Origin of the sequence: Pantoea sp. BL1, from assembly GCF_000963985.1 — a bacterium.
Lineage (GTDB): Bacteria > Pseudomonadota > Gammaproteobacteria > Enterobacterales > Enterobacteriaceae > Pantoea > Pantoea rwandensis_B.
This window is the reverse complement of sequence record NZ_JZRH01000003.1, coordinates 347,654-359,642: the sequence shown is the minus strand read 5'-3', so window position 1 is coordinate 359,642 and position 11,989 is coordinate 347,654. Positions and strand designations below refer to the sequence as shown.

Below are 11,989 nucleotides of genomic sequence, written 5' to 3'. Positions count from 1 at the left end.
GGTTTAGAATCCCGGCGAATTTTTACCCAAGAGGATAACTGCATTGGACACCTGTCCCGAACGATTACAAAAGGTCCCTGCGGTAAGATAGCCCTCAACGCTGTCTTAACCGTGCGTTAAGACGGTGGATTTCCTTCCAGAATCTCCTCCTGTTTTTTTGCGTGATGCTGCTGAGTTTCAGCGGTAGCGGCACCGGCTGTAATCCATTTATTACCCCCTGATGTTCCGCCTGCCTGAAGTAGCGGAGTGAGGTTTATGATGGATTGGAAAATCTTTTTACTGCGCGTCACCGTCGCGCTGGTTCTGGGCGCGCTGATTGGCAGCGAGCGCCAGCTTCGCCAACGTATGACCGGTTTGCGCACTAATGCGCTGGTCAGCACTGGCGCCTGTTTATTTGTTTTGATGACGCAAAGCGTACCCGGCATCGCCACCGATGCCTCACGTGTAGCGGCCTATGTGGTTTCTGGCATCGGCTTTCTTGGTGGCGGGGTGATCATGCGTGATGGTCTCAACGTGCGTGGCCTGAATACTGCCGCAACGCTGTGGTGCACCGCTGCCGTGGGCGTGCTGTGCAGCATGGGACTGCTGCTGGAAGCGGCGATAGGTTGCATGGTGATTCTGTGCGCCAATATTCTGCTGCGCGATTTGGCCCAGGGAATTAATCGCCAGAACCTGGTGCCTGCAGAAGAAGTGGTGCAGCACTACAAAGTGCAGATCATCTGTCTGGCGCAAGATGAAGTGCAGGTGCGCAGCCTGATGCTGCACAGCCTCGGCGGCAGCGGGTTACGCCTGCAATCACTGCACAGCGAGGATATGAATCCGCCGCATCGTATGGAGGTGAATGCGGAAGTGCTGGGGAAACCGAGTATGACTGACCAACTTGAGAATCTGGTGGGTAGGATTAGTCTGGAGAAGGGCGTGAGTTCGGTGCGTTGGCAGGTTTGCGGGTTGGAAGGGGAGTGATGGGCTAAGTGGCGTCGTCGCACCCTTCACATATTGGGCTGCGCTCTCATCGATGATTTGGGTTGGAAGGTAAAAAAGAGTGCTTACAGATGGTGTTGGTAATATTCAATACCATCTGTTGTATTTGATGTAGATGAAGGAAACAACGATCACCCAGGATATGCTGAGGAAGGCTGCGTAATTAGGAATAAAGCGGACGAAAATGTAGATCCCTGCTACAACAGCTGCGAGGGGAATGAGGTAGATAAATGACTGAATTAACCATAAAAGTGCTTTTTTCATTTTCTCAAAATCTCGTATAAAGCATCAGCAATTTTTTCTTCATTGTTATCACCCGATTTAACCTGATAAATGATTTCAGACATTTGCGGTTCAATGAGGAAGTAAAGCATCTCAATATTTTCTCTTGATAGGGCTTGATAATAAGCAGGATCTTGAAATTTCAATCTATTGGCCGCAGAGGCAGCCGTTTGCGCTTTGGCATAAAGCGTGGCGCCATTTACAAACCATGTGGAGAATGAGTTAACGAGATTGATATGCTTTCTCTTAAAATCGGCGCTACCGAGCACTAAATTGGCAATTGTCAATGATAGAGCCAATTTACTGGATTTTGTTGAAGCGTGTTCGGCCGCGATTCCTAACATTTGTTGGATGTGAGATACGAGATTATTGCTTTTTTGAACGCCGAGCCTTGTGAAGGTTTTGCGAAAATATATTTCGACCATATCTAATGCAACATCTTTTCTTTTATAGATCTCACCTAACGCAAGAACTAATCTTTTGTCCTCTCTCCATGTATCACGACATGAGCTACGATAATATTCATTAGGCACAAAGCATGAACCATAGTTGCTGAGCCGCTGTGCCCCCATCTTGAACATATCTATGGTGGAAAGCTGATCGGCATGGATCTGGTTTAGTGAATGAGTTAACGCGATCGCCAGATGCTTATTGGACTGCATCTTCAGCTGTAAAAAGGTTTGTGACATACCTTCGCTCCATGATGTATCCTGTACTCAATTTTTGATCATGTTCGTAAGCAAGGGCAAGAAAGAAGATGAAGAAAACAAAAAAAACGCTGATTTATGTCTTGGTTGTTATTATTTATTTTCTAATTATACCGGAGCTCATTCTTCGTGCTTTAACCTCTGAACAGCTTGCTCGTTTGAGTGATTTCACTAGCTTGGGCGGAATAGTCAATCCTCTGCTTTCGCTGCTTATATTTTTTGGCTTTTTCGCTGTTGTGTTAGCTATTATTACCGTTTCTGGTGTAAGTAAACTGCTTGCAGAAATAGATAATAGTGAGGTTAGATAAACGACACCGCTCGGTTTGAACTGAAGTGTTTGATAGAAAATAAACATAATTATATCCGTGTGCCTTGCTATGTGAGAAATAAATGGATACTAACATTCTCAATCCTTATGAACTCGACACTTAAGTAATCGCTCATTTTGGCTAGGATTGTGATTTGATTGATGAAAACTGTGAGTTTGATAATTTAGTCGATGATTATTTATCTTCTTCAAGGCCTTCCAATCAGCGTATGTTGTTAGCGAATTTGACTGAAATTGAAGAGCAGTCTGATGGATGCGACGTATTAATAGCGCGTTATCGTGGCGAGTTCGCACCCGAGCGATGGGAATTATCAGCTGAAGAATGGGTGAAGATTGTTAATAACCGAAAAATAGAATTTCTTCACGCGAATGGGCATTCGAGTGAGCTATCATGTGGTTAATGAAGTTGCGAAAGCTTTAGGAAAAGTAGGAGGGCTTGGTGGCTCCTGATGGGGTTGAACCAGCGACCAAGCGATTATGAGATCCATTCTAAATTGTATTAAATCAGTTACTTACTGATTCATATGTTTTAGTGAGGCCATATAGTGATGAAAAGTGGCACATAGAGTTGCGCTCTGCTGCCCTGTGCTGACAACTTTGATAAATTAGAGTAATGGAAGTTAAATTGGAAAACCCAGTTTAAGGAGTTAAGTCATGGTTGGTAGAAAACTTTATGCTTACTTAAATATTAATAACCCAATGGTAGCATGGGAAGTAGCGATTGGTAGAATTGAATCAATTTGCAATGATGGCAACGAATTCGGTGTTTCAATTTGGCACTATAACTTGCTAAAGAATTATTTATCAGGTAGTAGAATTATTGAGTCAAGAAACGAATATGAATTAGAACTAATTAGAATGTTACATTTTCCAGAGAAGGTTTCCCGACTTAAGGGGGTTTATTTTTTCGAAAGTAGAGAAATGGCTGAATGCGCTCTTGAACGTTGGAGACTAAAGCCTTTAAGCCGATTTATTACTGAAGTGGAGTTCTTTGGAGACAATTATACAAACGTTGATTCTGAATGGATTACTACCTACTTAAATGTGGAAGAAGATATTCATAGCGATTGGATGAAAAAATATTGGTCAGGGGAAACTATGGGCGTGCGCCCTCTTACGGAAGTTCTGGCAAGCGGTGTTGGGTTGGTTCATGATAAAACGTTTCGTAGTGAGGCTATTCGAAGTGTTTATGAACAATGGCCAACATCGTCGATACTTCTTAATGCTAGCATTGCAGGATTTGCTATATGTCATCTTAGAGAGATAAGTAGAGTTAAGCCGTCTGTAATGTTGAAGAATGGGAAAATGATAGGGCAATACTATATCGATATGAATTCTCTAAATGATAATGAGAGGATGGTCGCTAATGCTATGGTTAAGATGTTCAAGGAAGGAAGTAATTTGGTAAATATAAAGCCGGATAATGAAGAGCATGTCTTTTCATTGCCGGATTTTCGTTCTGAATTTTTTGAGTCTAATGATGAAATAATGAAACATCTATTTAAAAATGTTCATTCATTATGAAATATTTACGAAAATAATTCATTGGGTTGATTATAAATAAAATAGTTAAGGTAAATATTTTCGACGCAAGGTTAATTTTATTTACCTACCTTCCAAATATAGTGATGTTGATGCCTACCATTAAAATAAAGATGTATAGCATAATAATTATATTTGATAATTGGAAGTGGCAGATAGTGTTAGGCTACATTACCACTCTTATTAAGATGTCAAGCTGTGATCGTATGGATTATAAATAATTATTCTTATATTGTTAAGCTTGTTTGTGAATCATTGGAATTTTTGCCAAACTTTTCTTCAAATTTCACCCAGCGATGATAAAGTGATGGCCATTGGTCCTCAAAACTTTCTTGTGAGACCTGAGAATCAAAATATTTAATTAAGAAGGAAGTTTGCGCATGGCTATTTGAGTTGTATTTGCTAATTATATCCAGAAGCGCCGTTAAGACTTCATCTAATGATGGCCTGCATTCGGGAGAAGTTGAAAGCATTTTCCTAATAAGCTCTAAAATTTCGATATCAACTTTAGATTCTATCTCTTGAGCAATTTTGCTACCATTTAGTGACCAGTTTTCCCAGGCATCTTTATCTTTCCATTTTTGAGAGTTTCCTTTAATAGGTTTGGGCCAGTAATCGCTTAATCTAATTCCAACAGGATGATATCCATTTGACATCAATTCACATAGAATCACCCCTAAAGCAAAGATGTCAGTTTTTATAGATAAATGCTGATTTAACCATTGCTCCGGGGCCATATATGGTCTTGCTCCGCAAAAATGATTCGAGTCTATAAATGCATTAGCTAATCCGAAGTCACCAAGCAACGGGAAATCATATACATCCAGAGCAGGCAAATCTCTAAAATCATTGCGCATATTGCGAATGAAAATATTTTCTGGTTTTAAATCTTGATGCGAAATTAGTCCTTTAGAATAACAATGTCGGAGGCCTGAGCACAAATAAGCCAAAATGGAAAGTTTCTTAATGTCAGCTTGGTCCTGTTTATTAATAACTTCTCTAAGATCACTTCCCCAATAACGGAATAAAGCCACAGGTACGCCCATAACTTCTTTGAAATCAAAAGCCCAATGAACATATTGGTGGTGATAATATTTCAACTGATTCTTAAGCTCATTAATAAATCTAGAGTTTATTTCATCTTCATTGGCATTTTTTGATTTTTTTGGTATTTTTGCGCAAGTAAAACGAGGTGATGTTGCTGCGCCATGATCAAAAACATATACATCGCCACACATGCCACTTTTAATATCTAATATTTCACCTTGCTTTCCTACTTCAATGCGCAAGATTACTTTCTTAACAGAATCATCTAACTCATAAAAGTTCATTTTTTTACCTTTTTTAATGTGGGGAAACTAATCATTATCAAATAATAGATTTCAGTTTTTCAAGATATAGAGCTTCATCATATCTGACTCAAAGGATTAAGTAGCATCACTTCTGAAAGATGATCCGGTGCAAAATGAGCATATCGCATCGTCACCTTGATATCCGTGTGCACCAATATTCGTTGAAGTACAAGAATATTACCCCCGTTCATCATGAAATGAGAGGCGAAGGTGTGGCGCAAGACGTGCGTTAGCTGCCCAGCAGGTGTCTCAATACCGGCGTGCTGCATCGCCTTTCTAAAGCTGAATCACATGTCGCAAAGAGCGGTTGCGCTTTCCTAATCGATGGCAATTCAGCCTGTAACTTCTCAGTTATCGGCACTGCGCGATTTTTCTTGCCTTTGGTTTTTACGTAGATGATTTGCCCTGCGCGAATCTGGTTCCCTTTCAAACCCTCCGCTTCACTCCAACGCGCTCCAGTTGCCAGGCAGATTTTAATGACTGTCGTTAAATCCTTTGAACGGCTGTTTTCACACTTGACGAGTAACGTGCGGATCTCGTCAATGGTGAGATATGACATCTCAGACTCAGCTATTTTAAACTCGCGCACGTTCCCAAGCGGATTTGGCGTGATCCATTCATCTAACCGGCACCGCTCATTAAACATCGCCCGGAAGTAAGCCAGCTCTAAATTAACCGTGCGGGGCGTAACCGTCTTAACTCGACTGGAGTGGGTGATCTTCCCGCTCAGCCGCTGCTCACGATATGACGCGAAAATCTTCGCGTTGAATTCGCTAGCCAGTGGATTTCCCATCGCTTCGCAGGCGAACGCCATCGTGGTTCGCCGCTTCTCACCATCCGCCAACGTGATGCCATGGGGTTTGAACCAAAGCTCAACCAGCTCAATTACCCGACGTTTATCAGCTTTCTCTCCCAACCACGGTTTGCCCTGAGCCTGATCTTTGACGAACTTCTCATAAGACTCAGCTTCATCTTTGGTGGCGAATTAGCGGCGTAATCTTTTGCTGTCTCGGCCGTTCGGGAAAACCTGGGCTTGGAGTTCTGTCAATAACTGTACTGGGCCGGAGCGCCGACTATTAGAGCTGGAGTTAAAAGCCCGTGGTTTTGAGGGCCATCAAAAGGAAATTAGCCTTCTGAGTAGAGGATGTAGCCTAAACGCAGGTGCGAGGCGACGGCTTTTTTACCAGAACGGAAGGCTTCAGGAGGCTAAATTGGACCGGTGACAATCTGGAGCAATCCCATTGAAAGATAAAAAGAGTTTCACATTAATGTGAGTTTATATGCTGTATTTATGTGCAGTTAATTGTTGGGTGGGAGGCACATGCAGGATTTTCTTTTTGAGTCGGTGAAGCTCCAGCGCATTGATTTGTTTTTGAAACTTGTTGCTGTGAGTGACTGCACAGAGTTGGAAAAGAGCAAGGTAATTGAGTGAGTTTCAAAGCTAACTGATGAGCTTATGGCGCGGTTACGTAATCACGAATACAGTCGGTCAATGCATCAACTAGAGTAGGAGTGAGTGGTCCTGATAGCCACTGCGAGCGTGCATGTCTATGCTGCATGAATTCGCATGATCCAAATAGGATCGCATCTCTCTCGGCCCGCCTGTTCTGGCGGGCTTTTGCTTATGTCATGCAGTGCATGAAAACCACTACGCAAAGCGGGCAGGCGTGGCGGAGGTACGAGCGCGCGCTGGGAGCTTAGATCAAAAATGTTGATGAAAATTTGAATGATTGGTAGGTTGGGATTTTTCCTAAAGGGATGTTGATATGTCTAAAGATGATCTTTCTCAGCTGAGGCTTGAGCAGGTGGATAACCTCATAATACTTTGTGATGAGGCGATGAGAGCTACGCCAGAAAATGTTAAGCGATTTATAGAGCCAGCTCCGGGTGTTTTAGCTCAATCAAAGGCCAAGCAACACAGCTTGATTTTTGGACGACGAGGCTCAGGAAAATCTTCACTCTTAAGAAAAGTTGTTGCTGACCTTACTATTGATAGGCGGCCCATATCTTTCGTTGATATGGAAACTTTTAAAGGTCATTCTTACCCTGATGTTCTTATCAGTGTATTGATTAAAAGTTTGCAAGAATTTCATACTTGGTTAGAAACAGCTGCCCTAACTCCTGCAACCAAAACTACTTTTTGGAACCGTTTTTTTGGGCGAGCTCCCGAAAGAAAACCATTTAAAAAACAGGGCACACAAGAAGTTATTAAAGAATTAGAGCAAATAATTTCCGATTTAGAGAATAAACTTTTACAACCTGAAGAAGTCGACATTCAGAGTAAACAGATTTCAACAGGGAGCTATGAAGTTTCTGGCTCTGCTGGAGTTAAAAACAGCCCTATTGAATTAGGTGGGGCGTTTAAAAAGGGTGGCGGTGCAACACTTGAGAAAAGTGAAGGTTACAAATCTATTAAAACTGAGTACTTGCATCAAAATATTTTAAAATTCCAACGTTTCTTTAATAAGCTTTCAATTTTGTCAGAAGGGCCAGCCTACCTTATACTTGATGACTTATACCATATAAGAAGAAGTGATCAAGCTAAAGTTATCGATTATTTCCATCGTATAGCTAAAGGGAATGGGCTTTGGCTTAAGATTGGCACAATTAAACATAGAAGTGAATGGTACGTCCACACTGATCCGCCAACGGGTGTAAAATTAGGAGATGATGCCAAAGAAATCAATATTGATATTTCTTTAGAGAAATTTTCAACATTGAAAACTTTCATGCAAAAGATTCTCGCAAACTTAATGAATGAGACCCCCCCTATTACTGTTAATGGTCTGTTGAATACAACTGCAATTGATAGGCTGATCATTGCCTCTGGTGGGGTAACTCGTGATTTTATTGGGATTTTTACTAAAGCTATAAATCATGCTCGTGAAAGAGGTCCTGAGCATCACAGAGGACCGCGCATAGGTGCCGAGGATGTTAACCTTGCAACCGGTGAATATGGCGACATTAAACGTGAAGAGTTCAAATTAGATGCTGACGATGATCGTATAGCTTTAGAAGATGCTTTCACCAAATTAGTTTCATTCTGCATTAATGATGCAAAATGCAATATATTCTTGGTCGATATAAAAATGACAGGCCCGGAAAGAGAAGCCATCAACCAATTAATAGACCTAAGATTGGTGCATTTAGTTCAGTCAAGGGTAACTCTTAAGAAAGGCGCCGATGGACTTGTATTTGAAGCATACATGTTAGATACGAGTCAATATACTGCTTCTAGGAAGGTTAGAGATTTAGACTTAATAGACTTGAACTCGAAAACTTTTAGTGAAGATATTAGAAAGAAAAGACTTTTATATGCTGGCTAATTTTAGAGGCGCCCTAAAAGGTGCCTCTAAATTTCCGTTTCAATACTTAGTCGAACTTATACGTATTAAGCTTTATTACATTGTCTTTGAACCAACTATTTAGTTCTTCGATTTTTTTTGCAGGGGTATTAATTCATTTCTTACAAATGCTTTACTCGCTTTTTCCACGTAGCTAAATCCACAGGTATTGTTGGGTATAATCCCCATCATCTGCGGCGGTACACGGTGCGCGGCCATCATGTCGTCACGACTCACGTTCTTGATATTTAGAAACTCATCCTTAGCCGCCACTTCTGACAGTGGGATTATCTGAATCCCGTCTTTCTTCCCGTTCGGCGATTACATAAACAAATTGCGGAAGTTGTCCGACCCCTTGGCGCTTTTCATTGCCTGGCGGATAACGTATGGACTGAGCGCGGAGAACGGCTACACGACCAGCATTGAACTTGAAGTGAAAATAGATTCACTTGAAATGGAATAGTGCTATTTCAAAATAGTTTATTGAGTAATATTTATTTCAATTGGGTTTTGGAGACGACGTCATGATGAATTGCCCTTTGTGCGGGAATGCCGCACATACTCGCAGTAACTTTCAGGTATCAGCAACAACAAAAGAACGTTATAACCAGTGCCAGAACATCAATTACAGTTGTACGTTTAAATCACATGAGACCGTGTCAGAGATCATCATGAAGCCCGGCACGGTTAAGTCAGAGCCTCCGCATCCGGGAAGAAATTAGCAGCAACAACTGTGGCTTTAAACATTGGTGCTCAAAATGAATATTCTGATTTCGCACTTTTAGAGATTTTTATTTAATTAATAAGTGGTAATAGGATGGGGATGGGTAACGACAATAATTGTTGTTACCCATTTTTAAAGAACAATGAATCCTATATCGGAGGTTCTTGAAGGGTATTGCTATAAATTTAGAGGTTCTATTTGCCCGCGCACTCTCCTGTTATGATTTTTAACTAACCATTCGATAATTACATCCGATTCTCTAAGTCCATATAAAAACATTGATCGCCAATTGTTAGGGCTTTTATGTTCATCATCATGATCTATGATTGTTGCATCAATATAATATTTTAAAGATGCATTTGTTAATATCGTATTTTTATCAGGAATATTAGTAACAATGGTTTTAGTATTGTTTGAAAGTGTGGACCAGCGCTTAATCATCCATGTTTTCGCTCTCGTCTTGTTAATGACATTTTCTATATGAAACCTAATCTTGTCGATATGAATCCTTTGACAATGTAGAGGGATGAAGTTTACATCGATATCATTACCATCCAAATTTCCCGTTATCTCGGCTTTCATTAATCGTTCATCAAGTCCATCATCAAAATAAGGGTGTATAGCAGTTTCATTTGGTTCATCCCCCTTTACGACTGCGCTTCGTTTATAGTTACATTCACAGGCTGGAACAAGATTTAGTGAGTAAAGTGTGAGGTTTGGAAAGCTAGCTTTTGGTAAATAATGGTCTACAGAAGATGTTCCGTCACTACCACATGTTGGGCAGCAGTCCGGAGATAAATCATAACGTATTTTATTAATATAGGATAATTCGATTCTGGGGTTATCAAAGTGTTGTATAAGTTTCGCCTTGAGTACTGCCCCCATAGTTACTTTTTCAATAAAGAAAGCTGAACCTTTATTACGTCGGAATTTTATGTAATCCGCCCTCATGGATTTAAAATTCTCATCAATAGACGGATTTGCAGCCCAGCCTTGATTGGCTTTCATTTCCTTTAGGATAGCCAAATCATGTACTTTAGGCGGTTGTAGTTTCTTCATCCTTGTCACCTTCTAAAGCCTGTTTAAGGTAATGAAGCATTTCTACAGGAAGCTCATCACCGCATATTTTTTTTATATCGTTGAAGTTCTTTTTTTCGCTACGTGCTTTTAATAATAGTTTATCAGATAGCTTGTTAGTAATATCATCCTCAAAAATAAAATCAGATATGTCGTTTATGTTAGCCCCAAATGTTTTTAATCGAGGTTTGACAATTTCGAACTGTTCTTCTTCATTAGTTCTAAATACATTAACCTGCTTTCTGGATACTTCTCTTACAATATATGGAGAATGTGTCGCAATCAAGGCTAGGGAGCCTGTTTTCTCAAGGATATCATCCAGCAATGACATAAATTCAGATATGTAATTTGGATGCATATGGGTTTCAGGTTCGTCAATTAAAACGTAAGTGCCATTTTCGATGTGCTGGCATGCTTCAAGGGCAAATTTAAAAAATGCCAGCTGGCCAGAACTCAAATCGTGCTTTTTTTTATCTATTTTAAAGTAAGGCTCTGCTGAGTCAGGTATGCTATTCCATAAAATAAGCTTTCTTTCTTCATTTATAGTTTTACCAGCTAAATCCCTTAAATTAACTTGCGAGTTATCTTTTGTGTCTATAAATAAATGCTTTAATGGTATTGTTTTTCCTAGAGCGTTTATAAATATATCCCATCTAGATATGTTTGCGATGTGATTTATATTTCTTGCTAACGATATTATTTCTTCGCCGATATTCAACTTTATTTTATCATGATTTCTGTTAAGTGCTATTTTTTTATATGAGATATTTTCAATGTCTTCCTCATTAGGATATGCATCACCGCCATCCCCGGGCATCACAAATGCAATGATGCGATTAATCATAGGGCGTTTATTTATTGATGTTGGATCATGCAACGTAAAGTTATTTCTTGATGATACGCTATCGTTAATTTTATCATTAGCCAGCAACACAAAATGGCTTAGTGTCTGGCTTTTCCCTAAACCATTTTTACCTATTAATACATTTACCCTTTTAGGGATTAATGATGTGGGGTCATATATCAAATCTAAGGTGTGTGGCTTCTGCAAACTGCTCATCTTAAATTTCATATGTAGAACATTCGATATACTGTCTAATTCTTCGTATATCAAACCCTTTAAGATGTTACCTGATGCTTTGAATGAGAAGAATGAACTTGAATGTCGAAGAAATGATTTTTTAAAAACGTCAGTTTGAATGGCTTTAGAGTATAATGAATTTTCCATATTAGGAATTTCGGCCAAATGCATTTTGAGATAAACAAGTTCATGCATTGCCTCTAAAATTTCGTTTGCTTCATCTATCGGGAACGCTCTTAAGAGAGATCTATATTCGTTAATATCTTTAAGCATGGAGAAGAATTGAATGTTGTTTTTTTTGTAACTTAACTCTATCGAATTAGTACCTTCCATTACATTTCCTAACCCTGTAGCTTTGTGATTTGAATCATATGCAGCTACAAATACTTCCATACTGTGACATTCAATGCCATCTTTGTATATTGAAGATGAATATCTTGTGTAAAAGGTAAAGTCATTCCATTTTTCCTTTTTTTTGAAAACTATAACTTTACCTGATCTCAGTTCTGAACTAAATCCGGCGAATACACTGTATTGATTTTTTTTAATCATTTATTAACTCCCGCTTAAC

At 39.8% G+C, this 11,989-nt stretch carries 10 protein-coding genes and 3 pseudogenes; 7 read left to right on the top strand and 6 right to left on the bottom strand.

Annotated features, from left to right (window positions below; all coding sequences use genetic code 11):
* The first annotated feature begins 258 nt into the window (after nucleotides 1-258).
* Nucleotides 259-963, top strand: a complete 705-nt coding sequence (locus VH86_RS03080) for an MgtC/SapB family protein (RefSeq protein ID WP_045831866.1) — start codon at nucleotides 259-261, stop codon at nucleotides 961-963.
* Between the two features lie 278 nt (nucleotides 964-1,241).
* On the opposite strand, the gene VH86_RS03075 is transcribed toward VH86_RS03080, so the two are convergent.
* Nucleotides 1,242-1,952: a hypothetical protein gene (locus VH86_RS03075; RefSeq protein ID WP_045831841.1), complete on the bottom strand. Its 711-nt coding sequence runs from the start codon at nucleotides 1,950-1,952 to the stop codon at nucleotides 1,242-1,244.
* 68 nt (nucleotides 1,953-2,020) lie between these two features.
* Between VH86_RS03075 and VH86_RS25630 the strand changes: the two genes are divergently transcribed.
* The 3 genes from VH86_RS25630 (at nucleotide 2,021) to VH86_RS03065 (ending at nucleotide 3,822) form a co-directional block, all read left to right on the top strand.
* A complete protein-coding gene (locus VH86_RS25630) occupies nucleotides 2,021-2,278 on the top strand; it encodes a hypothetical protein (protein ID WP_045831840.1) in 258 nt (85 codons plus the stop codon).
* 154 nt (nucleotides 2,279-2,432) lie between these two features.
* Nucleotides 2,433-2,699: a contact-dependent growth inhibition system immunity protein gene (locus VH86_RS25625; RefSeq protein WP_156150549.1), complete on the top strand. Its 267-nt coding sequence runs from the start codon at nucleotides 2,433-2,435 to the stop codon at nucleotides 2,697-2,699.
* Between the two features lie 253 nt (nucleotides 2,700-2,952).
* Complete coding sequence (locus tag VH86_RS03065; protein WP_045831839.1) at nucleotides 2,953-3,822, top strand: hypothetical protein; 870 nt, start codon at nucleotides 2,953-2,955, stop codon at nucleotides 3,820-3,822.
* 245 nt (nucleotides 3,823-4,067) lie between these two features.
* Here VH86_RS03065 and VH86_RS03060 read toward each other — a convergent pair whose 3' ends face one another.
* Nucleotides 4,068-5,171, bottom strand: coding sequence for a protein kinase (locus tag VH86_RS03060; RefSeq protein ID WP_045831838.1), 1,104 nt, complete (start codon nucleotides 5,169-5,171; stop codon nucleotides 4,068-4,070).
* Between the two features lie 77 nt (nucleotides 5,172-5,248).
* Nucleotides 5,249-6,240: pseudogene (locus tag VH86_RS03055) on the bottom strand (tyrosine-type recombinase/integrase).
* 273 nt (nucleotides 6,241-6,513) lie between these two features.
* On the opposite strand from VH86_RS03055, the pseudogene VH86_RS26025 reads away from it, so the two are divergent.
* Nucleotides 6,514-6,702 (top strand): annotated as a pseudogene (locus VH86_RS26025) (hypothetical protein).
* A gap of 256 nt (nucleotides 6,703-6,958) precedes the next feature.
* The gene (locus VH86_RS03045; protein WP_045831837.1) at nucleotides 6,959-8,518 is read left to right on the top strand and encodes a hypothetical protein; all 1,560 of its coding nucleotides are present in this window, start codon (nucleotides 6,959-6,961) and stop codon (nucleotides 8,516-8,518) included.
* Nucleotides 8,519-8,564: 46 nt separating this feature from the next.
* On the opposite strand, the pseudogene VH86_RS24865 reads toward VH86_RS03045, so the two are convergent.
* A pseudogene (locus tag VH86_RS24865) lies at nucleotides 8,565-8,917 on the bottom strand (phage portal protein); the annotation flags it as partial.
* Nucleotides 8,918-9,060: 143 nt separating this feature from the next.
* Here VH86_RS24865 and VH86_RS24860 point away from each other — a divergent pair.
* A complete protein-coding gene (locus VH86_RS24860; RefSeq protein WP_072050560.1) occupies nucleotides 9,061-9,258 on the top strand; it encodes an ogr/Delta-like zinc finger family protein in 198 nt (65 codons plus the stop codon).
* Between the two features lie 179 nt (nucleotides 9,259-9,437).
* On the opposite strand, the gene VH86_RS03035 is transcribed toward VH86_RS24860, so the two are convergent.
* Nucleotides 9,438-10,319: a hypothetical protein gene (locus VH86_RS03035; protein WP_045831835.1), complete on the bottom strand. Its 882-nt coding sequence runs from the start codon at nucleotides 10,317-10,319 to the stop codon at nucleotides 9,438-9,440.
* Nucleotides 10,297-11,970, bottom strand: a complete 1,674-nt coding sequence (locus VH86_RS03030) for an AAA family ATPase (protein WP_045831834.1) — start codon at nucleotides 11,968-11,970, stop codon at nucleotides 10,297-10,299. Before VH86_RS03030 ends, VH86_RS03035 begins: the two co-directional genes overlap by 23 nt.
* Nucleotides 11,971-11,989: the final 19 nt, after the last annotated feature.